General features: G+C 70.9%; 26 protein-coding genes. 22 read left to right on the top strand and 4 right to left on the bottom strand.

Features of this window, described 5'->3' with window-relative positions:
• Positions 1-174 precede the first annotated feature (174 nt).
• The 4 genes from dop (at position 175) to prcA (ending at position 4,076) form a co-directional block, all read left to right on the top strand.
• A complete protein-coding gene (gene dop, locus HNR57_RS21865; RefSeq protein ID WP_344517937.1) occupies positions 175-1,686 on the top strand; it encodes a depupylase/deamidase Dop in 1,512 nt (503 codons plus the stop codon).
• 178 nt (positions 1,687-1,864) lie between these two features.
• A complete protein-coding gene (locus HNR57_RS21860; RefSeq protein WP_019757212.1) occupies positions 1,865-2,083 on the top strand; it encodes a ubiquitin-like protein Pup in 219 nt (72 codons plus the stop codon).
• A gap of 336 nt (positions 2,084-2,419) precedes the next feature.
• Positions 2,420-3,265 carry a proteasome subunit beta gene (prcB, locus tag HNR57_RS21855; protein WP_184561893.1) on the top strand — a complete coding sequence of 282 codons (846 nt, stop codon included), beginning with the start codon at positions 2,420-2,422 and terminating at the stop codon, positions 3,263-3,265.
• A gap of 67 nt (positions 3,266-3,332) precedes the next feature.
• Entirely contained in the window at positions 3,333-4,076 is a 744-nt protein-coding gene (gene prcA, locus HNR57_RS21850) for a proteasome subunit alpha (protein ID WP_184561891.1), read from the top strand.
• Positions 4,077-4,433: 357 nt separating this feature from the next.
• Here prcA and HNR57_RS21845 read toward each other — a convergent pair whose 3' ends face one another.
• The gene (locus tag HNR57_RS21845) at positions 4,434-5,492 is read right to left on the bottom strand and encodes a LacI family DNA-binding transcriptional regulator (protein ID WP_184561889.1); all 1,059 of its coding nucleotides are present in this window, start codon (positions 5,490-5,492) and stop codon (positions 4,434-4,436) included.
• 46 nt (positions 5,493-5,538) lie between these two features.
• On the opposite strand from HNR57_RS21845, the gene HNR57_RS21840 reads away from it, so the two are divergent.
• The 17 genes from HNR57_RS21840 to HNR57_RS21760 all read left to right on the top strand — a co-directional run bounded on the left by HNR57_RS21840 (position 5,539) and on the right by HNR57_RS21760 (position 22,990).
• Positions 5,539-6,798 (top strand): MFS transporter, encoded by a 1,260-nt coding sequence (locus HNR57_RS21840; protein WP_184561887.1) that lies wholly within the window; start codon positions 5,539-5,541, stop codon positions 6,796-6,798.
• A gap of 9 nt (positions 6,799-6,807) precedes the next feature.
• Complete coding sequence (gene pafA, locus HNR57_RS21835; protein WP_104778656.1) at positions 6,808-8,169, top strand: Pup--protein ligase; 1,362 nt, start codon at positions 6,808-6,810, stop codon at positions 8,167-8,169.
• 192 nt (positions 8,170-8,361) lie between these two features.
• On the top strand, positions 8,362-9,342 hold the full coding sequence (locus HNR57_RS21830; protein ID WP_184561885.1) for an FKBP-type peptidyl-prolyl cis-trans isomerase: 981 nt from the start codon (positions 8,362-8,364) through the stop codon (positions 9,340-9,342).
• Positions 9,343-9,398: 56 nt separating this feature from the next.
• The gene (locus tag HNR57_RS21825; RefSeq protein ID WP_102910350.1) at positions 9,399-9,770 is read left to right on the top strand and encodes an FKBP-type peptidyl-prolyl cis-trans isomerase; all 372 of its coding nucleotides are present in this window, start codon (positions 9,399-9,401) and stop codon (positions 9,768-9,770) included.
• Positions 9,771-9,899: 129 nt separating this feature from the next.
• A complete protein-coding gene (locus HNR57_RS21820) occupies positions 9,900-10,877 on the top strand; it encodes a helix-turn-helix transcriptional regulator (protein WP_184561883.1) in 978 nt (325 codons plus the stop codon).
• A 17-nt stretch (positions 10,878-10,894) separates the two neighbouring features.
• The gene (locus tag HNR57_RS21815; RefSeq protein WP_184561881.1) at positions 10,895-11,971 is read left to right on the top strand and encodes a helix-turn-helix transcriptional regulator; all 1,077 of its coding nucleotides are present in this window, start codon (positions 10,895-10,897) and stop codon (positions 11,969-11,971) included.
• A gap of 100 nt (positions 11,972-12,071) precedes the next feature.
• The gene (locus HNR57_RS21810) at positions 12,072-12,365 is read left to right on the top strand and encodes a hypothetical protein (protein ID WP_107458206.1); all 294 of its coding nucleotides are present in this window, start codon (positions 12,072-12,074) and stop codon (positions 12,363-12,365) included.
• 44 nt (positions 12,366-12,409) lie between these two features.
• The gene (locus tag HNR57_RS21805) at positions 12,410-12,604 is read left to right on the top strand and encodes a G protein-coupled receptor family protein (protein WP_097215657.1); all 195 of its coding nucleotides are present in this window, start codon (positions 12,410-12,412) and stop codon (positions 12,602-12,604) included.
• A gap of 256 nt (positions 12,605-12,860) precedes the next feature.
• Positions 12,861-13,142, top strand: coding sequence for a Sec-independent protein translocase subunit TatA (tatA, locus tag HNR57_RS21800; protein ID WP_033311911.1), 282 nt, complete (start codon positions 12,861-12,863; stop codon positions 13,140-13,142).
• Between the two features lie 47 nt (positions 13,143-13,189).
• Positions 13,190-14,152 (top strand): twin-arginine translocase subunit TatC, encoded by a 963-nt coding sequence (tatC, locus tag HNR57_RS21795; protein WP_184561879.1) that lies wholly within the window; start codon positions 13,190-13,192, stop codon positions 14,150-14,152.
• A gap of 31 nt (positions 14,153-14,183) precedes the next feature.
• Complete coding sequence (locus HNR57_RS21790) at positions 14,184-15,074, top strand: diacylglycerol kinase (RefSeq protein ID WP_184561877.1); 891 nt, start codon at positions 14,184-14,186, stop codon at positions 15,072-15,074.
• 40 nt (positions 15,075-15,114) lie between these two features.
• Positions 15,115-17,964 (top strand): DEAD/DEAH box helicase, encoded by a 2,850-nt coding sequence (locus tag HNR57_RS21785; RefSeq protein WP_184561875.1) that lies wholly within the window; start codon positions 15,115-15,117, stop codon positions 17,962-17,964.
• Positions 17,965-18,362: 398 nt separating this feature from the next.
• Positions 18,363-20,006 (top strand): sensor histidine kinase, encoded by a 1,644-nt coding sequence (locus HNR57_RS21780; protein ID WP_184561873.1) that lies wholly within the window; start codon positions 18,363-18,365, stop codon positions 20,004-20,006.
• On the top strand, positions 20,003-20,410 hold the full coding sequence (locus HNR57_RS21775; RefSeq protein ID WP_184561871.1) for a roadblock/LC7 domain-containing protein: 408 nt from the start codon (positions 20,003-20,005) through the stop codon (positions 20,408-20,410). Before HNR57_RS21780 ends, HNR57_RS21775 begins: the two co-directional genes overlap by 4 nt.
• Positions 20,407-20,805: a DUF742 domain-containing protein gene (locus HNR57_RS21770; protein ID WP_184561869.1), complete on the top strand. Its 399-nt coding sequence runs from the start codon at positions 20,407-20,409 to the stop codon at positions 20,803-20,805. The genes HNR57_RS21775 and HNR57_RS21770 overlap by 4 nt, the downstream gene beginning before the upstream one ends.
• Positions 20,786-21,406: a GTP-binding protein gene (locus HNR57_RS21765; RefSeq protein ID WP_184561867.1), complete on the top strand. Its 621-nt coding sequence runs from the start codon at positions 20,786-20,788 to the stop codon at positions 21,404-21,406. Before HNR57_RS21770 ends, HNR57_RS21765 begins: the two co-directional genes overlap by 20 nt.
• A 66-nt stretch (positions 21,407-21,472) precedes the next feature.
• The gene (locus HNR57_RS21760; protein WP_184561865.1) at positions 21,473-22,990 is read left to right on the top strand and encodes a cytochrome P450; all 1,518 of its coding nucleotides are present in this window, start codon (positions 21,473-21,475) and stop codon (positions 22,988-22,990) included.
• Here HNR57_RS21760 and HNR57_RS21755 read toward each other — a convergent pair.
• Complete coding sequence (locus tag HNR57_RS21755; protein WP_184561863.1) at positions 22,984-23,976, bottom strand: RluA family pseudouridine synthase; 993 nt, start codon at positions 23,974-23,976, stop codon at positions 22,984-22,986. The two genes, HNR57_RS21760 and HNR57_RS21755, sit on opposite strands and share 7 nt — an antisense overlap.
• A gap of 80 nt (positions 23,977-24,056) precedes the next feature.
• Here HNR57_RS21755 and HNR57_RS21750 point away from each other — a divergent pair, with 80 nt between their 5' ends.
• The gene (locus HNR57_RS21750; protein WP_184561861.1) at positions 24,057-24,653 is read left to right on the top strand and encodes a GNAT family N-acetyltransferase; all 597 of its coding nucleotides are present in this window, start codon (positions 24,057-24,059) and stop codon (positions 24,651-24,653) included.
• A 12-nt stretch (positions 24,654-24,665) separates the two neighbouring features.
• Here HNR57_RS21750 and HNR57_RS21745 read toward each other — a convergent pair whose 3' ends face one another.
• The gene (locus tag HNR57_RS21745) at positions 24,666-25,508 is read right to left on the bottom strand and encodes a siderophore-interacting protein (RefSeq protein ID WP_184561859.1); all 843 of its coding nucleotides are present in this window, start codon (positions 25,506-25,508) and stop codon (positions 24,666-24,668) included.
• Between the two features lie 104 nt (positions 25,509-25,612).
• Positions 25,613-26,542, bottom strand: coding sequence for a 5'-3' exonuclease (locus tag HNR57_RS21740; protein ID WP_246554842.1), 930 nt, complete (start codon positions 26,540-26,542; stop codon positions 25,613-25,615).
• Between the last annotated feature and the right edge of the window lie 18 nt (positions 26,543-26,560).

Raw genomic sequence — 26,560 nt, 5'->3', positions numbered from 1 at the left:
CGGCTGGAGCAACGCAATGACGCAAATGATCTCCCCACCAGCGCAAAGGCGTTCTAGGCTCTTGCGTACCGCCGAGTCGCGCAGTGCGGGGACGGGCACCGCACACGCAACCGAGCGCCAGCGGTATCTGAGTGGCGCCCACGACCGAGGGTGCCGCCGGGCAAGGAGGGCCGCATGACCGTACGGCGAGTAATGGGCATCGAGACGGAGTACGGGATCTCCGTCCCCGGCCACCCCAACGCCAATGCCATGCTCACCTCGTCCCAGATCGTGAACGCCTACGCGGCGGCGATGCACCGGGCCCGCCGGGCCCGATGGGACTTCGAGGAGGAGAACCCGCTGCGGGACGCGCGAGGCTTCGACCTCGCCCGCGAGGCCGCCGACTCCAGCCAGCTCACCGACGAGGACATCGGCCTGGCCAACGTGATCCTCACCAACGGTGCACGGCTCTACGTCGACCACGCACACCCCGAGTACAGCTCCCCCGAGGTGACCAATCCCCGGGACGCCGTCCTCTGGGACAAGGCCGGCGAGCGGATCATGGCCGAGGCCGCGGAACGGGCCGCCCAGCTGCCCGGTGCCCAGCCGATCCACCTGTACAAGAACAACACCGACAACAAGGGCGCGTCCTACGGCACGCACGAGAACTACCTGATGAAGCGGGAGACCCCCTTCTCGGACATCGTGCGCCATCTGACGCCGTTCTTCGTCTCCCGTCAGGTCTTCGCCGGAGCGGGCCGCGTCGGCATCGGCCAGGACGGGCACGAGCACGGCTTCCAGCTCAGCCAGCGGGCCGACTACTTCGAGGTCGAGGTAGGCCTCGAGACGACGCTCAAGCGCCCGATCATCAACACCCGCGACGAGCCGCACGCGGACGCCGAGAAGTACCGGCGCCTGCACGTGATCATCGGCGACGCGAACCTGTCGGAGATCTCGACCTACCTCAAGCTGGGCACGACCTCGCTGGTGCTGTCGATGATCGAGGACGGTTTCATCGCTGTCGATCTGGCCGTCGACCAGCCCGTCCGTACGCTCCACCAGGTCTCGCACGACCCGTCCCTGAAGCGCCTGGTCACGCTCCGCAGCGGTCGTACGCTCACGGCGGTCCAGCTGCAGATGGAGTACTACGAGCTGGCGCGCAAATACGTGGAGGAGCGGTTCGGGGCCGACGCCGACGACCAGACCAAGGACGTCCTGTCCCGCTGGGAGGACACCCTCACCCGTCTGGAGCACGACCCGATGAGCCTGGCCGGAGAGCTGGACTGGGTCGCCAAGCGGGAGCTCATGGAGGGCTACCGGCGCCGGGACAACCTCGACTGGGACGCGGCACGACTGCACCTGGTCGACCTCCAGTACGCCGACGTACGGCCCGAGAAGGGCCTGTACAACCGTCTGGTGGCCCGCGGCCGCATGAAGCGGCTGCTGACCGACGCGGACGTGGAGCGGGCCCGTACGGTGCCGCCGGAGGACACCCGGGCGTACTTCCGCGGCCGCTGCCTGGAGCAGTACGCGGACGACGTCGCGGCGGCCTCCTGGGACTCGGTGATCTTCGATCTGCCGGGCCGGGATTCGCTGCAGCGGGTCCCAACCCTGGAACCGCTTCGCGGAACGCGTAATCACGTCAAGGAGCTCCTGGACCGCTGCCGCACCGCGGAAGACCTGGTCAGGGTCCTGTCGGGCGGGTGAACGCGGTGAGTGGGTACTCGTCCGTAACCGGCCGGACAGGGTGGAAAGTCCCTGGTCCGGGAATCATCGAGGTGGTCCCCGTACGTTGGAGCAACTGCGGGGCCATTGTCAGACCCGGCGAGTAGGGTCTGATCTTGACCGAGCAACTGTGTCGGGCGAACCGAGCGGGGTGAGGGATATGGCGACCAAGGACACCGGCGGCGGACAGCAGAAGGCCACCCGGTCCACCGAGGAGGTCGAGGAGCAGGCGGCGGAGACGCAGGCTTCGGAGGACCTCAAGGAGCGTCAGGAGAAGCTGAGCGACGACGTGGACTCGGTTCTGGACGAGATCGACGACGTACTTGAGGAGAATGCAGAGGACTTTGTGCGGTCCTTCGTTCAAAAGGGTGGCCAGTAAGGCGCCTGAGCCTTCACTCCGAAGGTGAACGGGGTGCGTGGGTGACGGACAAGCCGAGCGCGGAGCGCTGCGCGCGGGGGCAGTGCATGACGTGATGCCCTCGTGTGCGGCGCTCCGGGCGTCATGGCCTCCGGAGCCCGGCGGCCGGCCCGGTGCGGGCGGCGGGCAAGTGCGGCGCCGCTCCGGCGGAGTTGGTCCCGCAGGGCATGTGGATCACCGCCGAAGGACGGGTAGGGTCCGAGGCATACCGAGCCCCCGGTGGCAACCGGACCGGGGTTGTTCCAAGGATCGGCCCGACGTCACAGGGCGGGCTGTCGCTTACGTGGAAGGAATCGCGTGGAACCCAACACTCGTAGCACCGGGCGTCTACCAGCTGCCTTCCTGACGCCAGGGTCTTCCTCCTTCATGGACTTCCTGTCCGAGCATCAGCCGGAGATCCTGCCCGGCAATCGGCAACTGCCGCCCACCCAGGGCGTGATCGAGGCACCGCACGGGACCACGATCGTCGCCGTGACGTTCCCCGGCGGCGTGGTCCTCGCCGGTGACCGGCGGGCCACCATGGGCAACGTCATCGCCCAGCGGGACATCGAGAAGGTCTTCCCGGCCGACGAGTACTCGGCGGTGGGCATCGCCGGCACGGCGGGCCTGGCCGTGGAGATGGTGAAGCTGTTCCAGCTGGAGCTGGAGCACTTCGAGAAGGTCGAGGGCGCGCAGCTGTCCCTGGAGGGCAAGGCGAACCGGCTGTCGACGATGATCCGCTCCAACCTCGGCATGGCCATGCAGGGCCTGGCCGTGGTGCCGCTGTTCGCCGGGTACGACGTGGACCGCGACAAGGGCCGCATCTTCTCCTACGACGTCACCGGCGGCCGCTCCGAGGAGCACAACTACGCGGCCACCGGCTCCGGGTCGATCTTCGCCCGCGGTGCCATGAAGAAGCTCTTCCGGGAAGACCTCAGCGAGGCCGAGGCCACGACGCTGGTGGTCCAGGCGCTCTACGACGCGGCAGACGACGACTCGGCGACCGGCGGTCCCGATGTCGCCCGCCGGATCTATCCCATCATCACCGTGATCACCGACGACGGCTTCCGCCGGCTCACCGAGAACGAGGCGTCCGAGATCGCGCGCTCGATCCTCGAGCGGCGGCTGGAGCAGCCCGACGGGCCGCGGGCCGCGCTGCTGTAGCGGCGATCGTCTTCGTGAGGGTGGTCCAGTGAACCGACGGAATCTTCAAGAGAGGGATGGATAACCGGTGTCGACGCCGTTCTATGTCTCACCCCAGCAGGCCATGGCCGACCGGGCGGAGTACGCCCGCAAGGGCATCGCCCGTGGTCGCAGCCTGGTCGTGCTGCAGTTCGCCGACGGCATCGTGTTCGTCGGCGAGAACCCGTCCCGTGCGCTGCACAAGTTCAGCGAGATCTACGACCGGATCGGCTTCGCGGCCGCCGGCAAGTACAACGAGTACGAGAACCTGCGGATCGGCGGTGTGCGCTACGCCGACCTGCGGGGTTACACCTACGACCGCGACGACGTGACGGCCCGGGGCCTGGCGAACGTCTACGCCCAGACACTGGGCACGATCTTCTCCAGCGCCGCCGAGAAGCCGTACGAGGTGGAGCTGGTCGTCGCCGAGGTCGGGGAGACGCCCGAGGGCGACCAGATCTACCGGCTGCCGCACGACGGCTCCATCGTGGACGAGCACGGCTCGGTCGCGGTGGGCGGCAACGCCGAGCAGATCAGCAGCTACCTGGACCAGCGCCACCAGGAGGGCATGACGCTCGCGGAGGCCCTGAAGCTGGCGGTGCAGGCGCTGTCCCGCGACACCAACGGCAGCGAGCGGGAGATCCCCGCGGAGCGGCTGGAGGTCGCGGTGCTGGACCGCACGCGCCCGCAGAAGCGCAAGTTCAAGCGGATCAGCGGGCGGCAGCTGTCGCGGCTGCTCGGTGCGGATGCCGCCGGCGGTGACGAGGAGGGGGCGTCGGAGGACGCCGAGTAGTTCTGACGTGGTGTGGCGCGCCCCGGCCGGCGGTGTTGTGGCCGGGGCGCGTCTCCGTGTGCGGGGGTGCGGGTGCTTGCGCCTTCCGCCGGGTGGTGGGTCGGTGCCGTGTCGGGGGGTGTCCGTCCTCGGAACGGCGCGATGGAGCCACTTACCGACTGACTGGCGTCGACGCGCCAACCGCTGCGGGCGGACACCCCCGACACGGCACCTGCTCGCCGTACGCGGGAGCGGGTGCGCTCTGCCTGGCTGCGGGCATGCGTGCCTCCCCCCAGTGCCTTAAGGCCCTGGGAGGTGCCCCCAGGGCGCCCCGGCCCGCAGGGTTGCGGGCCCACCCGGCCTCAGCGGCAATGCCCGCTACGGCTGGTGAGGGGGCGCTGTGGAGCCTCGTAGCACCAGTTGCACGGGGATGTCCCCCTCCTCGGGGGTACGGTCCTCCAGGACGGCCAGCAGGGCTCGCATGCCGCGTTCGCCGAAGAGCTCGGCGTTGAGGTGGACCGTCGTCAGTTCCGGGTCCATGGCCGTGGCCAGGGCCAGGTCGTCGACGCCGGTGACCGACAGGTCGTCCGGGATGCGCAGCCCCAGGCGGCGGGCCGCCTTGTACGTGCCGGCCGCGAGCTGGTCGTCGTCGCAGATCACGGCGGTGGGGCGAGCGCCGGGAGCCGAGAGGGCGGCTTCGGCGGCCGTCACCGCTCCCACGATGGAGATCGGGGAGCGGGCTGTGCGCAGTGATGTGCCCGGCACCTCGTCCAGCCGTGCGGCCAGTTCCCGGGCGCGGATCTCGAAGGTCCAGGAGGGGACGTCCGCGGCCAGGTGGAGGAAGGAGCGGTGACCCAGGGACAGCAGGTGCTCCGCGGCCTGGCGGACGCCGTCGGCGATGTCCAGGTTCACCGTCGCGGCCCCCAGGCTGCCGTCCGGGTCGCTGTCCAGCATGACCAGCGGCAGCGCCTCGCCGCGGATCGCGGTCAGGGCGTCCGCGGCCATGGAGGAGGCGATCACGCCGTCCAGTGCGGCCTGCGCGGAGGCGAAGGGGTCGCGGGCGGGGCCGATGCCCTCGGGGGAGGGGTAGAGGACCACGCCGAAGCCGTGCTCGGCGGCGACGCGGGCCGCGCCCGTGTAGACGCCGGCGAAGAACTCGGTGGTGAGGGCCGGGACGACCAGGAGGACCGTGCGGGTGCGGCCCAGGCGCAGATTGCGGGCGGCCAGGTTCGGGCGGTAACCCAGGTCGCGGGCGGCCTCGCGGACTCGCTCCGCCGTCGCCTCCGCGACGCGGCCGCGCCACTTGTCGCCCAGGACCAGGGAGACCGCCGCCTGGGAGACGCCGGCGGCCTGGGCGACGTCCCGGCTCGTGGGGCGTGTGCTGCCTCGTGCCACCGTCGGGCTGCTCCTTCGTCTGGACTCGTGAACAGCGGACATGGTACGTATGGAAGCCGACGTTATACGTAAAACCTAGGGCGGGGACATGGCCACGGGATACCTGGAGATCCTTCGGGCGCGACACGCCGCCCGGCTGCTCGTCGGCACACTGGTCGGCCGGCTGCCCAACGCCACGGCCGCGATCGCGATCGTGCTGTTCGTCCGGGCGGAGGGCGGGACGTACAGCCTCGCGGGGGCGCTGGCGGCCGTCTACGGCGTCGCCAACGCCGTGGGGCAGCCCGTGCTGGGCAGGATCGTCGACCTGCGCGGGCAGCCGCGTGTGCAGCTGCCGGCGGCCGTGCTGTCCGGGCTGGCAATGGCCGTCTTCGCCTTCTCGGGCATCGGGTCGCTGCCGCTCGCCTACGCCGCCGTGGCCGGTGCCGGGCTCTTCACGCCGCCCCTGGAGGGCGGACTGCGCGCGCTGTGGCCGTCCGTGTTGCGCAGGGAGGACCAGGTGCACACGGCGTACGCCATGGACGCCGTGGCCCAGGAGGTGATGTTCACCGTCGGGCCGCTGCTCGTGACACTGTGCGTGTCCCTGTGGTCGGCCCAGGCCGCGCTGCTCGTGCTGAACGTGGTCGGGGTGCTGGGGGCGCTGTCCGTCGTGGTGTCGGAGCCCTCGCGTGCCTGGCGGTCGGCGCCGCGCGAGGCGCACTGGCTCGGCGCGCTGCGCTCGCCCGGACTGCTCGCGCTGCTGGCGGCGTTCCTGTTCATCGGGATGGCGCTCGGATCCATCACGGTCGCCTCGGTGCCCTACGCGGACGACCACGGCGGAGACGCCGTGTACGGCTGGCTGATGGCGGCCCTGGGCTTCGGGGCCCTGGTCGGCGGCACCGTCTACGGCGCCCGGCAGTGGGCCGGTGAGCCCGCGCGGCGACTGCGGGTGCTGGTGGCCCTTCTGGTGGTGTGTTACCTCCCGCTGATGCTGATGCCGGACGCCGCGCCCATGGTGGCGCTCACCGCGCTGGCCGGAGTCTTCCTCGCGCCCGCCATCGCCTGCGCGTTCGTCCTGGTCGACCGGCACGCCCCGCGCGGCACGGTCACCGAGGCGTTCTCGTGGCTGGTGACGACGTTCACCGTGGGCCACTCGGTCGGAACGGGCGTCGCCGGGCCCGTTGTCGAGACGGGCGGGGCCCTGTGGGGCTTCGCCGTGCCGGCTGTCGCCGGTGGCGTGTCCCTGCTGGTTTTGACCGCCACAGGACGGGTAGTCGCAGCTCCCGGCCAGGGAGCGGTCGTTGCGGCCGGTTCGGAAAATGATCCAAACCGTGCCGTCGAACCCCGTTTCAGTTCAGGGGATCGGGCGTAATGTTCCCTCATGGACCGCCGCATTTTCGGGCTGGAGAACGAGTACGGCGTCACGTGCACGTTCAGGGGACAGCGCCGCCTGTCTCCTGACGAGGTGGCGCGGTACCTCTTCCGCCGTGTCGTGTCATGGGGCCGCAGCAGCAATGTCTTTCTGCGAAACGGCGCCCGCCTCTATCTCGACGTGGGATCGCATCCGGAATACGCGACACCGGAATGCGACAACGTGACCGAACTGGTCACCCACGACAAAGCGGGCGAGCGCATTCTCGAAGGACTCCTGGTGGACGCCGAACGACGCCTGCACGAGGAGGGAATCGCGGGCGACGTCTACCTCTTCAAGAACAACACCGACTCGGCGGGCAACTCCTACGGCTGCCACGAGAACTATCTGGTCGCCCGGCACGGGGAGTTCTCCCGGCTCGCGGACATTCTCATTCCGTTCCTGGTCACACGGCAGCTGCTGTGCGGTGCCGGCAAGGTGCTGCAGACGCCGCGCGGCGCCGTGTACTGCGTCAGCCAGCGGGCCGAGCACATCTGGGAGGGCGTCTCCTCGGCGACGACCCGCTCCCGGCCCATCATCAACACGCGTGACGAGCCGCACGCGGACGCCGAGCGCTACCGCCGCCTGCACGTCATCGTGGGCGACTCCAACATGTCCGAGACGACCATGCTGCTCAAGGTCGGCGCCACCGACCTGGTGCTGCGCATGATCGAGGCGGGCACGGTGATGCGGGACCTCACCCTGGAGAACCCGATCCGGGCGATCCGCGAGGTCAGCCACGACATCACCGGCCGGCGCAAGGTGCGCCTGGCGAGCGGACGCGAGGCCTCCGCCCTGGAGGTACAGCGCGAGTACTACGAGAAGGCCCTGGACTTCTGCGAGCGCCGGGGCATCCGCACCGGCACCGTCGAGCAGGTCCTGGAGCTGTGGGGCCGCACACTGGACGCGATCGAGTCCGAGGACCTCGACCGCATCGGCACCGAGATCGACTGGGTCATGAAGTACAAGCTCATCGAGCGGTACCGCGCCAAGCACAACATGACCATGTCGCATCCGCGGGTCGCGCAGATAGACCTCGCCTACCACGACATCCACCGCCGTCGTGGCCTGTACTACCTGCTCGAGAAGAAGGGCCAGGCGGCCCGCATCTGCAACGACTTGAAGATCTTCGAGGGCAAGTCCGTTCCCCCGCAGACCACTCGGGCCCGGCTGCGCGGCGACTTCATCCGGCGGGCCCAGGAACAGCGCCGTGACTTCACGGTCGACTGGGTTCACCTCAAGCTCAACGACCAGGCCCAGCGGACCGTGCTGTGCAAGGACCCGTTCCGTTCCGTGGACGACCGGGTGGAGAAGCTGATCGCCGGAATGTGAGCCGGTTCCGCCCACTCCATGAAGCCGATGCCCGGAGGTTTTCACACCTCCGGGCATCGGCCTTTTCCCGCCCGTATCCGGCCGTTCCCGAGCGGCCCGGGCGGGGCCGTGTCGCGCGGTGAGAGGGGTGCGGAGCGTGTACGCCGTAGAGTGGCGGGCATTGCCCCCACACCACCGATCCCAGTTGGACTGATGAACTACAACACGAAACGACGCGTGGCCGCGTTGCTGGCCGTTCCCGCCCTGTTGTTCACCGCCGCGTGCGGATCGGACGACGGGAACAACGGCGACACGGCGGGAGGCGTCGCCGAGATCAAGGGGAAGGTCGGGGCGAAGCCCGAGATCTCCGTGCCCAAGGACGGCAAGCCGTCCGACGAGACCGTGGTCAAGACGGTCTCGGCGGGCAGCGGGACCCCGATCAAGGGCTCGGACTTCGTCCGCCTGGACTGGACCGTCGAGAAGTGGGGCGGGGGCCAGGAGCTCGGCGGCACCTGGGCCGCGCCGGCGACGGGTGACAAGGCTCCCCGTCGGCAGTCCATCGAGCAGATCGGCAAGCCGAGCCAGCAGCTCCCCGAGAAGGTCCTCGACGCGGTGAAGGGCAAGAAGCCCGGCAGCCGGATCCTGGTGCAGGGCACCGCGGGCGATCTGATCGGCCAGAGCCTGAACACCTCCTCCGGTATCTCCGCCAAGGACGTGCTGATCTGGGTGGTCGACCCGGTCGGTGCCGCGAGCGTCGACACCAAGGCCGAGGCCAAGGGCGAGCAGGCGCCCTCCGAGCCGGGCATGCCCGAGGTGAAGTCCCCGTCGCAGAAGGCCGCGGTCATCACCATCCCCAAGGGTGAGAAGGCTCCCAAGGACCTCAAGGAGCAGGTGCTGATCAAGGGCGACGGCAAGAAGGTCGAGGCCGGCCAGGGGCTCATCGCCCAGTACACCGGGGTCAAGTGGGAGGACGGCAAGAAGTTCGACTCCTCCTGGGACCACGGCGGCGCCACCGCCTTCCAGATCGGCAACGGCTCCGTGGTGGCAGGCTGGGACAAGGGCCTCGTCGGCAAGCACGTGGGCGACCGGGTGCTGCTGGTGATCCCGCCCTCGCTGGGCTACGGCGCGAACCCTCAGAGCGAGCTGGCCAAGAACACACTGGTCTTCACGGTGGACATCCTCGGCACGGTCTGACCCGGCCGGTCTGTGAGACTGTCCCCGACGCAGGTCACGTAACAAGGAGAGATGAAGTGAGCATCGACAAGCCCGAGATCGACTTCCCGGGCGGCGAGCCCCCGGCGGACCTCGAGATCAAGGACATCTGGGAGGGCGACGGCCCGGTCGCGCAGGCCGGCCAGACCGTCACCGTGCACTACGTGGGTGTCTCCTTCAGCACGGGCGAGGAGTTCGACGCCAGCTGGAACCGCGGCACGCCCTTCCGCTTCCCGCTGGGCGGCGGCCGGGTCATCAAGGGCTGGGACCAGGGCGTGCAGGGCATGAAGGTCGGCGGCCGCCGCCAGCTGACCATCCCCGCCCACCTCGCCTACGGCAACCAGAGCCCCACCCCTCTGATCAAGCCGGGCGAGACGCTGATCTTCGTGGTCGACCTGCTCGGGGTCTGAGCAAGCTCCGAACAGACTCGATCATGCGGGGCCCATGCCTGTTCGGGCATGGGCCCTCGGCTTTTGCCGTGCCACCGTGTGGCGGTACGGTCATCGCTCGTAAGCACCATAGGGAGGCGAAGCGCGTCGATGGCCATTGCCAAGGCGGAGCGGCTGATGAATCTGGCGCTGTGTCTGCTCGGGACCCGGCGGCCGCTCAGCAAGCGTGAGCTGCGCGACTCCATCGAGGCCTACGTCGAGGCCTTCGGGCCGGGCAACGGCGCGACCGGCTCCGATGATTCCTTCAACCGCATGTTCGAGCGCGACAAGGACGACCTGCGCGAGCTCGGGCTGGTCATCGAGACCGTCGAGAGCCTCGACGGCGAGATCGGCTACCTGGCCCGCCGCGACAGCAACCGCCTCCCGGCCATCACCCTGGACGCCGAGGAGGCCGCCGCCCTCGGGCTCGCCGCCAAGGTGTGGCAGCAGGCCCGGCTCGCCGGAGCGGCCAGCGGTGCCCTGCAGAAGCTGCGCGCGGCCGGCCTCCCCGAGGACGTCGACCCGTACGGGTCGCACGGCGCGCTGGAACCGCGCATCCCCGTGCACGAGGCCGCCTTCGAGCCGCTGATGCTGGCCTGCCGGGACCGCCGGCCCGTCGCCTTCGACTACCGCAAGGCCACCGCCGCCCGTCCCGAGCAGCGGCACGTGGAGCCGTGGGCGCTGGAGTGCTGGCGGGGCCACTGGTACCTGGCGGGCTGGGACCGCGACCGGGGCGCCGAGCGGGTCTTCCGGCTGTCCCGCATCACCGGCAAGGTCCGCTCGCGCGGCGGCCGGTACACCGCACCCGTGCCGGACGTCGTCACCGTCCGGGAGACCGTCGCCGGCTGGGCCGGGGAGATCGCCGACCGCTCGGCACGGATCCGGCTGCGCGCGGGCGCGGGGTACCCCCTTCGGGCGAAGGCCACCTCCGTGCGGGAACTCGGCGAGGGCTGGGACGAGTTGGAGATTCCGTACGGCCACGGGCTGGACGCCTGGCTGGTGGAGTTCGGGCCGGACGTGGTCGTCCTGGAGCCCGCCGAGCTGCGGGCCGACGTGGTGGACCGGCTGCGGGCCGTGGCCAAGGGCTGAGGGGGAGCGGAAAGACAGTGGCAGGCAAACCGGTCAGGCCCGTGAACGCCATCGACCAGACCCGGCGGATGCTCTCGCTGGTGACGTATCTGAGGGAGCGCCCCGGAGCCCGGGTCGAGGACGTCGCGCGCGCCTTCGGCATCAGCGAGGACGAACTGGTCTCCGACCTGGACGTGCTGCCCATGTGCGGCACCAGCTTCCGCGGCGGCGACCTGCTCGACATCGACACCGACGGCGAGCGCATCTGGTGGCACAACCCGGCCGCCCTCGCGGCGGAGGCCGCCGAGCCGCTCAGGCTCGCCGCCGACGAGGCCACCGCCCTGCTCGTCGCCGCCCGGGCGGTCTCCACGCTCCCCGGGCTGCGCGAGAGCGACCGGCAGGCGCTGCTGCGGGCGACGGCGAAGGTGGAGACCGCGGCCGGTGAGGCGGCGGGCGCCAGTTCGCGCCTGTCCGTGACCTTCGAGTCCGAGGGCGGTGTCTTCGCGGACGTCGACCGGGCGATCGCCGAGCGGCGCAGGCTGTGGATCCGCTACTACTCGCCCGCGCGCGACGAGGTCACCGAACGGGAGATCGACCCCATCCGCCTGGTCAGCGTCGGGCACACCTACGTCGAGGCCTGGTGCCGCCGCTCGGAGGCGCGCCGCACCTTCCGGCTCGACCGAGTGGCCGAGATCAAGATCCTGGACGAGCCGTCGGCGCCGCCCGAGATCGAGCTGCGGGACCTCTCCGAGGCCCTGGTGCAGCCCGCGGCCGAGGACCCGGAGGTCGTGGTCGAGGTCGGGCCCGGCGGCCGCTGGGTCGCGGAGTACTACCCGCACGACAGTGCGGATGAGCTGCCGGACGGCGGGCTGCGTATCACCCTGCGGACCCCTGACCCGGCGTCGCTCCGGCGCCTGGCCCTGCGGCTCGGCCGGGACGGCCGGATCGTCTCGCCGCCGGAGCTCGCCGACAGCGCCCGGCAGGCGGCCCGGGAGGCGCTGGCGGCGTACGACGGGATCGAGGCGGAGCGGACGGCTCGCGTCGCGGAGGCCGGCGCCCGCGGTCCGCAGGCGGTGCACGCGGTTCCGGACGGGCCCGGCGACGGACCCGGGTGAGCCACAGGCGCCCACCGGGGTCCACGGCCGGGCACGGCCGGAGCGCGACACCGGCCGTGGCGCCCCGGAGGCGAACCACCCCAGAAAGAGGAGCGAGGGCTTGAGCGAGTCGGCGACGTCCGGTGTGCGGGGCATGACGGTGGAGTCCGCGTTCGCCGGGATGAGAAGCGTGACCCCGGTCGTCTTCAAGGCGGGCTGCCCCGACTGCCGAGGGTGCTTCGAACTCGCCGCGGGCGCCCTGCGCCTGGCCATCGGCGCCACGAGCCGCACCACCTTCTACTCCTTCACCTGCCCGGAGTGCGGCGCGTCCGTCCGCAAGCCCGCGGGGGAGCGGATCGTGGAGCTGCTCACCGGCGGCGGTGTGCGGACGCTCAGGCTGCACTCCACCGTCTAGGGGGCAGGGCGCTCGCCCGCCCGCGACGGTCTAGGCTCGGCGTCATGTTCTGGCCGATGTTCGCGGTTGCCGTGGGATTCGTGGGTCTCGTCGTGCTCGGGGTGCTCGCCGTGCGGGTGTTCGTGGAGGCACAGCGCCTGGGCAGGCAGGTCACGGACTCGGCGCGCCGTATCAACCGGGCCGCCGAGGACCTGGAGCGGGCGGCGGAGACCGCGGCCCGGTCCGTGGACGCTCTGTGAGCCGTGCAGGCGTCGGCCATGAGTTGCTTTTGGGACACTTCGCCCTGTCACCTCGGCGGTTCGTACAGGTACGCTGCTGGTCGCGGCCCGGTTAACGAGGCACTGGTCGCGACGGGAGTACGCACGGGGGATGCAGAGGGATTGCCTGACGTTCACCCCTGAGCGTTACGATCGCTGCCAGCACGATCGTTCGGACAAGTGTCCGACCGGTCGGACAGCACCCCACACAGCCGCCTCGGTGAGAAGGTAAAGACTTATGTTCGGAAGGCTCGGAGCCCCCGAGATCATTCTCATCCTCGTCGTCATCATCCTGCTGTTCGGCGCGAAGAAGCTTCCGGACATGGCTCGGTCGCTCGGCAAGTCGGCCCGCATCCTCAAGAGCGAGGCCAAGGCGATGAAGGACGAGAACAAGTCCTCCACGACCCCGGCGGGCCCGCCCAACAACGACGAGCCCTCGCAGCGCACCATCCAGGCGGCGCCCGGTGACGTGACCAGCTCGCGTCCGGTCAACGAGCCCACGGACACGACCAAGCGCTGACGCAGGGCCGGTGACCTCCGGCCCGCCGCACGAGATGGGAACGTGGGTTGCTGAAGTCTGCCCGCAAGCAGGAGAGGGACCCCGAGGGGCGCATGCCCCTCGCGGAGCACCTCCGCGAGCTCCGCAACCGGCTCGCCAAGGCGATGCTGGCGATCGTCGCCGTCACGGTCGTCGCAGCCTTCTTCTACAACGACATCATCAACTTGATCACCAAGCCGATCCTCGACTCGGTCGGCTGTGACAAGACCTTCGCGGAACTCGCCCAGTCGCAGGCCGGCACCAAGCCCTGTGCGCAAATCACCATCAACGGCCTGCTCACCCCCTTCACGCTGGCGCTGAAGGTGTCCCTGATGGCCGGTGTCGTCCTGGCCTCGCCGGCCTGGCTGTACCAGCTGTGGGCCTTCGTCGCACCGGGCCTGCACCGGCACGAGAAGAAGTACGCCTACGCCTTCGTCGGCACCGGCGCCCCGCTGTTCATCGTCGGCGCCTATTTCGCGTACACGGTCCTGCCCACCACGGCGAAGGTGCTCCTCGAGTTCACCCCGGGCGGCACGTCCAACCTCCTTCCGCTGGACGACCTGCTCGACCTGGTCATGCGGATGGTGCTCGTCTTCGGCCTCTCCTTCGAGCTTCCGCTGCTGCTGGTCATGCTCAACCTCACCGGGGTGCTCACCGGCAAGCGCATGCTCGGCTGGTGGCGCGGCATGATCATGGGCATCACGGTCTTCGCGGCCATCGCCACGCCCAGCACGGACCCGCTGACGATGCTGGCGCTCGCGGCGCCCATCTGGATCCTGTACTTCGCGGCCGTCGCCTTCTCCCTGGTCAACGACCGCCGCAAGGCCCGCCGCGAGGCCCTCGGCCCCGCCGACGACGAGGCCTCCGAGCTGGATCTCACCCCCGACGACATCGGCGAGATCGAGCCCGTGACGACCAGCCGCGCGGCGCTGCCCGAGCAGGCGAGCTCGGAGCGCACGGACCGGGTCAACGGTTATGACGACGTGACCTGAAGATCGGCGGCCAGCTCGTAGGGTCGGTCGCGTGACCAGCGAGATCACCCTCTTCGTCAACCCCACCGCGGGACGCGGCCGGGGCGCCCACGCGGCGCAGCCGGCCGCTTCCGCGTTGCGGGCGGCCGGCTTCTCGGTCCGGACGGTCCTCGGTCAGGACGCCGCGGACGCCCTCGTACGCGCGCGTGCGGCCGTCGAGAGCGGCACGGGCGCGCTGATCGCCGTCGGGGGCGACGGGATGGCGGGCCTCGCGCTGCGGGCGGTCGCGGGCACCCGCACCCCGCTCGGCCTGGTCGCCGTCGGCACCGGCAACGACTTCGCCCGCGCCCTCGGCCTGCCCGTGCGGGAGCCCGCGGCCGCCGGCCGCATGATCGCCGACGCCCTCAAGTGCGGCCGGATCCGCGACATCGACCTCGGGCAGGTGGGCGACCGCTGGTTCGGCACGGTTCTCGCCTCGGGCTTCGATTCCCGTGTCAACGACCGCGGCAACCGCATGCGATGGCCCACCGGCCGCCTCAGGTACGACCTGGCGATGATCGCCGAACTCGCCGGGTTCCGGCCCGTCCCGTACCGGATACGGCTCGACGACGGCGAGGTCCGGGAGGTCGAGGCGACCCTCGTGGCCGTCGGCAACGGCTCCTCCTACGGCGGCGGCATGCGGATCTGCCCCGGCGCCGACCTGACCGACGGGCTGTTCGACATCACCGTCGTCGGGGACTGCAGCCGGGCGACGCTGCTGCGGGTGTTCCCGAGGGTGTACCGGGGCACGCACGTCGGCCATCCGAAGGTGACCGTGCTGCGGGCGGCCCGGGTCGAGATCGCTGCCGAGGGCGTCACCGGCTACGCCGACGGCGAGCCGCTCGGCCCGCTGCCGCTGAGCGCGCGCTGCGTGCGCGGGGGCGTGCGGGTCGTCGGCCCCTGAGCTGCGCGGATCCGGGGTTTCACAGGAACGGATCCGGATAATGATCGTCCTGTTGTCAGTGCGGCCCGGTACGCTCGAAAGCACGATGACAGAGGACCTCTCCCCGGCCGAGCGGTACGCGGCAGCCCGCCTGCGGGCAGCCGAGCAGGCCACCGCGCTCGCGGGCTTCCGCGAGATGTACGACTTCGGTCTCGACCCCTTCCAGATCGAGGCCTGCCAGGCGCTCGAGGAAGGGAAGGGCGTGCTCGTCGCCGCGCCCACCGGCTCCGGCAAGACGATCGTCGGCGAGTTCGCCGTCCACCTCGCCCTCCGGCAGGGCAAGAAGTGCTTCTACACGACACCCATCAAGGCGCTGTCGAACCAGAAGTACGCCGACCTGTGCCGCCGCTACGGCACGGACAAGGTGGGCCTGCTGACCGGCGACAACAGCGTCAACTCCGAAGCGCCGGTGGTCGTGATGACCACCGAGGTGCTGCGGAACATGCTGTACGCCGGTTCCCAGACCCTCCTGGGCCTCGGTTACGTGGTCATGGACGAGGTGCACTACCTCTCCGACCGGTTCCGCGGTGCCGTCTGGGAAGAGGTGATCATCCACCTCCCCGAGTCCGTCACCCTGGTCTCCCTGTCGGCGACCGTGTCGAACGCCGAGGAGTTCGGCGACTGGCTCGACACGGTCCGCGGCGACACCGAGGTGATCGTCTCCGAGCACCGGCCCGTGCCGCTGTTCCAGCACGTGCTGGCCGGGCGGCGGATGTACGACCTCTTCGAGGAGGGCGAGGGCCACAGGAAGGCCGTCAATCCCGACCTGACGCGCATGGCGCGCATGGAGGCGAGCCGGCCGTCGTACCAGGACCGCCGGCGCGGCCGGTCCATGCGCGAGGCCGACCGTGAGCGCGAGCGCCGCCAGCGCTCCCGGATCTGGACGCCGAGCCGGCCCGAGGTCATCGAGCGGCTCGACGCCGAGGGGCTGCTGCCCGCCATCACCTTCATCTTCAGCCGCGCCGCCTGCGAGGCCGCCGTCCAGCAGTGCCTGTACGCGGGGCTCAGGCTCAACGACGACGAGGCGCGCGAGCGTGTCCGAGCCCTGGTCGAGGAGCGCACGGCGTCCATCCCGACGGAGGACCTGCACGTCCTCGGCTACTACGAGTGGCTGGAGGGCCTGGAGCGCGGCATCGCCGCTCACCACGCGGGCATGCTGCCGACCTTCAAGGAGGTCGTCGAGGAGCTGTTCGTGCGCGGCCTGGTCAAGGCCGTGTTCGCGACCGAGACCCTCGCCCTCGGCATCAACATGCCCGCCCGCTCGGTGGTGCTGGAGAAGCTCGTCAAGTGGAACGGCGAGCAGCACGCGGACATCACCCCGGGCGAGTTCACCCAGCTGACGGGCCGGGCCGGGCGGCGCGGCATCGACGTCGAGGGCCACGCCGTGGTGCTCTGGCAGCGCGGCATGAGCCCCGAGCACCTCGCGGGCCTGGCCGGCACGCGCACGTACCCGCTGCGCTCCAGCTTCAAGCCGTCGTACAACATGGCGGTCAACCTGGTCGAGCAGTTCGGGCGGCACCGCTCGCGCGAGCTGCTGGAGACGTCGTTCGCGCAGTTCCAGGCGGACAAGTCGGTCGTCGGTATCTCCCGGCAGGTGCAGCGCAACGAGGAGGGACTGGAGGGCTACAAGGCCTCCATGACCTGCCACCTCGGCGACTTCACGGAGTACGCGCGGCTGCGCCGCGAGCTGAAGGACCGGGAGAACGAGATCGCCCGGCAGGGCGTGGCCCAGCGCCGCGCGGAGGCCGCCGTCGCGCTGGAGAAGCTGAAGCCCGGTGACGTCATCCACGTGCCCACCGGCAAGTACGCGGGCCTGGCGCTGGTGCTGGACCCGGGCCTGCCGGCGGGCCGTTCGAACGGCCACCGCGGCTTCGAGCACCACGACGGGCCGCGCCCGCTGGTGCTGACCGCGGAGCGGCAGGTGAAGCGGCTGGCGTCCATGGACTTCCCGGTGCCCGTCGAGCCGCTGGAGCGGATGCGGATCCCCAAGTCCTTCAATCCCCGCTCCCCGCAGTCCCGTCGGGACCTCGCGTCGGCGCTGCGCACCAAGGCCGGGCACATCCCCGCCGAGCGGCACCGCAAGCAGCGCTCCCAGGCGGCCGACGACCGTGAGATCGCCCGGCTCCGGACCGCGCTGCGCGCACACCCGTGCCATGGCTGCAACGACCGTGAGGACCACGCCCGTTGGGCCGAGCGGTACCACCGGCTGCTGCGCGACACCTCGCAGCTGGAGCGGCGGATCGAGGGCCGTACGAACACGATCGCCCGGACGTTCGACCGCATCGTGGCGCTGCTGACCGAGCTGGACTATCTGCGGGCCGACGAGGTCACCGAGCACGGCAAGCGGCTCGCGCGGCTCTACGGCGAGCTGGACCTGCTCGCCAGCGAGTGTCTGCGCGAGGGTGTCTGGGAGGGCCTCGGCCCCGCGGAACTGGCCGCGTGCGTCTCGGCGTTGGTGTACGAGTCGCGTGTCGCCGATGACGCGATGGCCCCGAAGGTGCCGTCCGGCAAGGCCAAGGCCGCGCTGGGCGAGATGGTGCGGATCTGGGGGCGGCTGGACGCGCTGGAGGAGGAGTTCCGGATCACCCAGACCGAGGGGGTCGGGCAGCGGGAGCCCGACCTCGGCTTCGCCTGGGCCGCGTACGAGTGGGCTTCCGGGAAGGGGCTCGACGAGGTGCTGCGCGAGGCGGAGATGCCGGCGGGGGACTTCGTGCGGTGGTGCAAGCAGGTCATCGATGTGCTGGGGCAGATCGCGGCGGCGGCTCCGCAGGGGTCCTCTGTTGTGAAGAACGCCCGTAAGGCCGTGGATCTGTTGCTGCGGGGTGTTGTCGCCTACTCGTCGGTGGGGTGATCGTTTGATGCGCGGGTGACCGTTGTGTGTGGTTGCTCGCGCCCACGCGGCGGAGCCGCACACTGACACAGCCCCGCGCCCCTGAAGCGGCGCTGTACCGAAGCCCGTTCACCCGTCACGGTGGCGGGCTTTCGTATGCCCGTTCCCTGTGACGCAACGTATTCGAACGGTGTCGCAGCGTGCAAATGGCCGAGCATACTATCCCTCCGCGCCCGGTTTCCGGCAGTTGCTGAATATGACACGGCGATGATCCGGTCGGACTAAGCTCGCCCGCAGCGCACCGGCTTGAGATGAATTCGTGCGCTTGTTCCCCATTGTGCGGAAGATCCCGACAGCTTCATGACCTACCCCCCTGCAAGCCCTCTCGAACCTCAGTCGACTCCTGTCAGAAGGCCCACATGGTGAGTGTTCAATCCCCTCCCGGTCGCCGTGAACTGCCCTACGCGCGCGTGCTGTTGCTGCCGGCCATAGTCATGGCCGCGGCGACCGGAGCCGCCGTCGCCCTGGTGACGGAGCCCGCCCGGGGCGCCGTCGGCTGGTGCGGCGGCATCGCCACCGCGCTGGTGCTCGCGACGGCGGCCGAGGCGGTGCGCCGCGGCCGTGCGCTGCGCAACCAGCGCGCGGAGCACGCCCGGCACACCGCGCACCTGGAACAGCGGATCGCCGCCCACGAGAACGAACTGGTCCACTTCTCCCGGGAGATCGTGCCCGCCGCACTCGATCTGCTGCGCACCGGAGCATCCCCCAGGGAGGTGACCCGCAAGCTGGGCCTCGCCAACCCCGCGTTCCGCGACCTCCCCGCTCCGCAGGCCGAGACACTGCTGACGGTCCTCAAGATCGTCGACCGCGAAGTGACCATGCGTGATGCCGCCGCGCGCTCCTTCGTCAGTGTCGCCCGCCGCGTCCAGGCGATCATCCACCAGCAGGCCGAGGAGCTCCGGGAGATGGAGGAGGACCACGGCCGCAACCCGGAGGTCTTCGACGACCTGCTGCGCATCGACCACGGCAACGCCCTGATCGGCCGCCTCGCCGACTCCGTCTCCGTCCTCGGCGGCGGCCGGCCAGGACGGCAGTGGCCCGAGCCGGTGTCCCTCTACAGCACCCTGCGCGGCGCCATGTCCCGCATCCTGGAGTACCGGCGCATCCAGCTGTCCTCCATCGCCAAGATCAGCGTCAAGGGCATCTACGTCGAGCCCGTCATCCACGCCGCCGCCGAACTCCTCGACAACGCCACGCGCTACTCGCCGCCCCAGACCAAGGTGCACGTCACCGCCACCGAGGTGCAGACCGGCGTCTGCATCGAGATCGAGGACGGCGGTGTCAACCTCAACGAGGAGGCACGCGCCCGGATCGAGGGCATGCTGGAGGCCGCCAAGGCGGGCGTCGACCTCCAGGACATCGGAGAGCACCCGCGCCTCGGCCTCGCCGTCGTGGGCCGCCTGTGCACGGCGTACAACATGCAGGTCTCGCTGCGCGCCTCCGCGTACGGCGGCGTCCGGGCCATCCTCATCGTGCCGAGCGAGATGATCACCCACGAGCCCGGTGTCGGACTCGCCCACGGCATCGGCGCCACCGGCATCCCCATGACGGTCGGCATCCCCGAGGGCCCGAAGCGCGCGCCCAAGAGGCGCCGTCCCACCAGCCCGAAGATCCCCGCCACGGTCTCCCTGGAGGACGACGACGTCCCCGAGGTCACCGAGTGGACGGCGAACGGCCTGCCGCAGCGCCGCAGCCGGGTGAAGACGCCGCTCGCCGAGCGACTCGCCCAGCAGGCCGCCAACGAGAAGGCCGACCGGGAGGCCGCCGAGCGCGGCGAGTACAACCCCTGGGCGGCGGCGCAGGAGCCCGAGACCAAGCCCCTGCGCGACATGTCGGCGCCCGACGCCCCCGGCAAGGGCCTGGAGGCCTTCTGGGAGGGACTCAAGCAGGGCATCGAGCCCGGCACCCACCCGACCGACTTCATCCGCAACCCGACCAAGTACCTGCACCTGATCAACGACCCGGCTCCCACTGAGGCCGACGACGAGGGGGACCTCAAGTGATCCAGCAGCGAGGCAACTTCGACTGGATGCTCAAGCAGCTCGCCGACGGCGTGCCGGGCATCGAGATGATCGTGGTGCTCTCCGCCGACGGCCTGCGCATCGCCCGCTACGGCGGCGAGCCCGACGCGGCCGACCGGGTCGCCGCGGCCTGCGCCGGCCTGCAGTCCCTCGCGGGCAGCATCTGCCAGGAACTCACCGTCGGCGACGGCGAGATGAAGCTCGTCATGATCGAGATCGACCGCGGCTACTTCTACCTGATGAACGCGGGCGCCAACGCCTTCCTCGCGGTCCTGTCCGACGTGCGGTGCGAACCCGGCCGGATGAGCGCGATGATGCGCGATCTGGTCGTCCGGATCGGCGGCCATCTCACCAGTCCGCCCCGGCGGAACGGGCAGATCGTATGACGCCTCCGCAACGCCAGAGGCGCGATGCCGTCCCGGAACCGCCCACGCCCCAGGCCGGCGAGGACAAGCCCGGGAATCCCGAGCGCATGTACGTGGTGGCCGGCCCGGACGGTGAACGGGCCGAGCTCGACCTCGTGACGTTAATCGTGGCGCGTGCCACGGATCCGCCGCCGTCAGCCTCTCCCGAGCAGGCGGCGCTGCTCCGACTCTGCGCCGCCCCCCTGTCCGTGGCCGAGCTGTCGGCCTACCTCCACCTGCCGTTCAGCGCGATGGGCGTACTGCTCACCGAGTTACTGACGGCGGAACTGGTGCAGGCACGCGCCCCGATCGTCCGCAAGGCGCGCTCCGACCGTTCCCTCCTCGAAGCGGTGATGAATGGACTTCAACGGCTCTGACACCATCCCGGGCCCCCGGACCGAGGACCAGCTGCCCCACACGGCACAGGCCGCGGCCAAGATCGTGATCGTGGGCGGCTTCGGCGTCGGCAAGACCACCATGGTCGGATCGGTCAGCGAGATCACACCGCTGACCACCGAGGAGACCATGACGCAGGCCGGCATCGGTGTCGACGACAACTTCGGCTCCGCGTCCAAGACGGCCACCACCGTCGCCATGGACTTCGGCCGGATCAGCATCACCGACCAACTGGTGCTGTACCTCTTCGGCACGCCCGGCCAGCAGCGCTTCTGGTTCCTGTGGAACGGCCTGTTCGAGGGCGCGCTCGGCGCGGTCGTGCTGGTCGACACCCGGCGGCTGGAGGTCAGCTTCGACGTCATGGGGCGCCTGGAGGAGCGCGGTGTGCCCTTCGTGGTCGCCATCAACTCCTTCCCCGACGCCCCTCGTTACGACCTCGAGGAGCTGCGCACGGCCCTCGACCTCACGCCGGACATCCCGATCATCGAGTGCGACGCGCGGCGGCGGGCCTCCAGCCGCGACGTCCTGATGACCCTCATGCGCTTCCTGCACTCGCTCGCCATGACGGGCTCGCTCACCTGACCCGCACCACCCGGCCCCCACTTTCCCCCCAGACCCTGGAACCACCTCAGTTTCGGAGCGATCACTGTGACGCCTGAATCCCACGCCCCGACCGGTACGGACGAACTCCGGCCCGGCCCGCCCCCCGGCTGCCCCGCGCACGGCCTCGGGCCCGGCGGGCTGCACCGGCTGCACGAGGCGGAGGACCTGGGAGCGCTGTACGAGCAACTGCGGGACCAGCACGGTCCCGTGGCGCCCGTGCTGCTCCACGACGACGTGCCGATGTGGATCGTCCTCGGCCACGCCGAGAACCTGCACATGGTGCGCTCGCCCTCGCAGTTCTGCCGGGACAGCCGTATCTGGAACCCGCTCAGGGAGGGCCTCGTCAAGCCCGACCATCCGCTGATGCCCCACATCGCCTGGCAGCCCATCGCCTCGCACGCCGAGGGCGACGAGCACAAGCGGCTGCGCGGCGCGGTCATGGGCGCCATCTCCACCATCGACTTCCGCAGCCTGCGCCGCTACATCAACCGCAGTACGCAGGCGATCGTCAACCGGTTCTGCGAGGCGGGCGAGGCGGACCTCGTCGGCCAGTTCACCGAGCACCTGCCGATGGCGGTGATGTGCGAGATCCTCGGCATGCCCGAGGAGTACAGCGACCGGCTCGTCGAGGCCGCCCGCGACGCCCTCAAGGGCACCGAGACCTCCCTCGCCAGCCACTCCTACGTCATGGACGCCCTGAGCCGGCTCACCGCCACCCGCCGCGCCCGGCCGGAGGAGGACCTCGCCAGCTACCTGATCACCCACCCGGCCCGGCTCAGCGACGACGAGGTCAGGGAGCACCTGCGCCTGGTGCTCTTCGCCGCCTACGAGGCCACCACCAACCTGCTGTCCAACGTGCTGCTCACGGTGCTGATCGACCCGCGCTTCCGGGCCCAGCTCAACGGCGGCCAGATGACGGTGCCGGAGGCGGTGGAGCAGTCCCTGTGGAACGAGCCGCCGTTCAGCACGGTCTTCGCCTACTTCGCCAAGCAGGAGACCGAGCTGGGCGGGCAGCGCATCCGCCGCGGCGACGGGCTGCTCTTCGCGCCGCTCCCGGCCAACGTCGACCCCCGGGTGCGGCCGGACCTGAAGGCCAGCATGCAGGGGAACCGCTCTCACCTCGCCTTCGGCGGCGGACCGCACGAGTGCCCCGGGCAGGACATCGGCCGCTCCATCGCCGACGTGGGCGTCGACGCACTGCTGATGCGGCTGCCCGATGTCGAACTCGACTGCGACGAGGAGGAGTTGCGCTGGACGGAGTCCATCGCCTCCCGGCACCTGGTGGAACTGCCGGTGCAGTTCGCGCCCAAGCCGCCGCAGGACGTGCAGGAGGTGCCGAACCACAAGCCGGTCGCCGCGCAGCGCTCGGACTGGCAGATCGGCACCGCGCAGCAGCCGCAGGCCGCACCGGCCGCCGCGCAGCCCCAGCCCGCCGCCGCGCAGCCGCAGCCGGTCCCGGTGCAGCCCCAGCCGGTGCCGGTTCCGCCGCCGCCCGCCGTCGCGGAACCGCCCCGCCGCAAGGGCGTCTGGCAGCGGTTCCTGAGCTGGTGGCGCGGCTACTGAGCGTCTGACGGGCCGTCGTACGTCCCGGCGGCCCACCGCTCGTACGACGCCCGGGCCGCGAGCACCCGGCCGCTGCGGAACCGGTGCTCCTCGCCCGTGACCGGATCGGTGAACTCCAGCGACCGCGCCAGCAGTTGGAGCGGGCGGCGGAAGTCACCGGCCGGCACGGGGGCGGTCACCTCCGGGTAGAGCGGGTCACCGAGGATCGGCAGGCCCAGCGCGGCCATGTGGACGCGCAGCTGATGGGTCTGGCCGGTGGCGGGCGTGAGGCGGTACCGGGCGAGTCCGCCGGGCTCCCCGGGCCGGTCGCGGTGTTCGATCAGCTCGACACGGCTCACGGCGTTGGCCTCGCCCGGGACCTCCCGGGCGGTGAGCACCCCCCGCTCCTTCACGATCCGGCTGCGCACGGTCCGGGGCAGGCGGAGGGCGGGATCGTACGGGGCGACGGCCTCGTACTCCTTGCGGACCAGGCGGTCGCGGAACAGCGTCTGGTACGCGCCGCGCTCCTCGGGGCGCACGGTGAACAGCACCAGCCCCGCGGTGAGCCGGTCCAGGCGGTGCGCGGCGGTGAGCGCCGGGAGGTCCAGCTCGCGGCGCAGCCGGGCCAGCGCGGTCTCGGCGACATGGCTGCCGCGGGGGGTGGTGGCGAGGAAGTGCGGTTTGTCGGCGACGACGATGTGCTCGTCCCGGTGCACCACCTCCAGCGGGAAGGGCACCGGCACCTCGTCGGGCAGGTCCCGGTGGAACCACACGAACAGCCCGGGTACGTAAGGGGCGTCCCCGGCGACGGGCCGTCCGTCCGCCCCGACGATCCGGCCCGCGTCGAACATGCCGTCGACGACCCCGGCGCCCGCCCCGGAGAGCCGCTCCACGAGGTGCTCGCGCACCGTCCCCCAGGTCCCCGCTGCGGGCAGCCTCACCCGCACCGGGTCAACGCCGTGGCGCTGCGGCAGGGGAGAGGGCGGAGTGCGGCTCTTGCGTCTCATCGCGGCCCAGCGTACGAGGCCGGTGTACGGGGGCGGAAAACCGGTGGGAGCGCCCGGCCGGACCTTGCCAGGATGCGGGCATGCCGTTCCTCATCAGCCCGGTCCTGACCGCCGGGACGCTCGCAAGCCGCCCCCAACCCGCCCTTCTGGCCGACGGCGGACTCGTGCTGCGCCCCTGGCGGGCCGGGGACGCCTCCGCTGTGTACGAGGTCTTCCAGGACCCCGTGATGCACCAGTGGCACGCCCGTGCCGCCGCCTCCGTGGAGGAGGCCGGTGACTGGATCCGCGAGTGGCACCGGGCCTGGGACGGCGAGCGGGAGGCGCACTGGGCCGTGACCGACGCGGACTCCGACGCGCTGCTGGGCCGGGTGGCCCTGCGTGAGCTACGGCTCTACGACGGGACGGCGGAAGTGGCGTACTGGACCGTCCCGGCGGCCCGGGGCCGGGGTGTCGCCGCCCGGGCCACGACCGCACTCACCCACTGGGCCCTCGACGAGGCCGGCTTCCACCGGCTGGAACTCCTGCACGCCGTGCGCAACGAGGCCTCGTGCCGCGTCGCCGCCAGAACGGGCTTCGCCCTGGAGGGCACCAAGCGCAGTGCGGCCCTGCAGCCGGACGGATGGCACGACATGCACCTGCACGCGCGGGTCGGTGCCCGCACACCTCTTGCCTCGTGATGAGAAGCGTTCTCAGGCCGCCGGCACGCTCTCCTGCTCCGCCTCGATCCGGGCGTTCCACTCGCGCTTGGATTCCTGCCAGCCGTCCTCGTTGTGGCCCCGGCGCCAGTAGCCGGAGACCGAGAGGGACTCGCGCGGGACGTGACGCTCGACGCGGAGCAGATGGCGCAGCTGCTTGACGAAGTGCGCCTCGCCGTGGACGAAGGCGTGCACGCGGCCCTCGGGGAACTCCAGGTTCGTCACGGCCTCGACCAGCGCCTCACCGAGCGGGCGGGCGCCACGGTGCAGCCAGACGACCTCCACGTCCGAGTCGATCTTCTGCTCCTCCTCGGGGCCGGAGATCTCCACGAAGGCATACGCCCTGGCCCCGCGCGGCAGCGCCTCCAGGGCGCAGGCGATCGCGGGCAGCGCGCTCTCGTCACCGGCGAGCAGATGCCAGTCGGCGCCCGGGTCGGGCGCGTAGGCCCCACCCGGCCCCATGAAGTGCACGGTCTCGCCCGGCCTGACGCGCGCGGCCCACGGACCGGCCAGCCCCTCGTCGCCGTGGATGACGAAGTCCAGCGTCAGCTCGCGGTGCTCGGCGTCCCACTGGCGCACCGTGTAGGTCCGGGTCACCGGCCACTGGTCGCGCGGCAGCTCCTCCCGGAGGCGCTGCAGGTCGAAGGGCTCCGGATAGGTGACGCCCGCGGGCGGGAACAGCAGCTTCACGTAGTGGTCGGTGCACGTTTCCGCCGCGAAATCGGCGAGGCCCTCGCCGCCGAGCACCACGCGCTGCATGTGCGGGGTCAGCCGTTCGGTGCGGACGACCTGAGCGGAATGCGCTCTGCGCGGCTGTCGTCCCGGTCGCTCAGCCATGAGGACCTCCCGGTCTCGCATAGTTAGGGTTACCTAAGTTAGCACCTCGTCCCCCCGTCACACCTCTTGTGGGGCAAGCTCACGTCGTTCTCTTACGAAAAAGGTCAGCTCGACAGAGTCGTCAGCAGGCGCTCCAGTGACCCGCCCAGCCCCCAGCGGGCCGCCAGTGCCTCCAGCGCCGCCGGGTCGCGCGGCGCCCGCGGCAGTGCCGTGGAGACGTCCGGCAGGGGCACGTCGTCCGCGACCCGGACCACCTTCGGCGCGACCGCGAGGTACGGACGCGCCTCGTCCAGCCGCCTGCGCTGCGTCGGTGTCAGCTTCGACCGCCGGTCCTCGACCGCTGCCAGGATCCCGGCCAGGTCCCCGAACTCGGCCAGCAGCTTGGCCGCCGTCTTCTCTCCGACACCCGGCACGCCCGGCAGGCCGTCGCTGGGGTCACCACGCAGCAGGGCCAGATCCGCGTACCCGCTGCCGCCGACCCCATACTTCTCACGCAGCACCGCCTCATCGGTGTGCTGCAGGGTGCCCACGCCTTTCAGCGGGTACAGCACGCGCACCCCGCGCGCGTCGTCCACCAGCTGGTACAGGTCGCGGTCGCCCGTGACGATGTCGACCGGGCCCTCAGCCCGCGCGGTGAACGTGCCGATCACGTCGTCCGCCTCGTACCCGGCGACGCCCACCCGCGCGATGCCCACCGCGTCCAGCACCGCCTCGATGACCGGCACCTGCGGCGACAGCGTGTCGGGCACCTCCTCCTCGTCCGGGCCCACCGCGTGCTCCTCCGCGACGCGGTGCGCCTTGTAGGACGGGATCAGCTCCACCCGCCACTGCGGCCGCCAGTCGGCGTCCATGCAGGCCACGAGCTGGTCGGGCCGGTGGTCCCGGACCAGGCGGTCGATGAAGTCGAGCAGTCCGCGCACGGCGTTCACCGGCGTGCCGTCCGGGGCCCTGACCGAGTCCGGGACGCCGAAATAGGCGCGGAAGTACAGGGAAGCGGTGTCGAGGAGCATCAGTCGTCCGGTCACGCCACGCATCATGCCGTACGCCACCGA

The sequence above is a fragment of the Streptomyces paradoxus genome (genome assembly GCF_014202475.1).
Classification (GTDB): Bacteria; Actinomycetota; Actinomycetes; order Streptomycetales; family Streptomycetaceae; genus Streptomyces; species Streptomyces paradoxus.
Note: the sequence above shows the minus strand (reverse complement) of the source record. Positions and strands in the feature narration are given on the sequence as shown.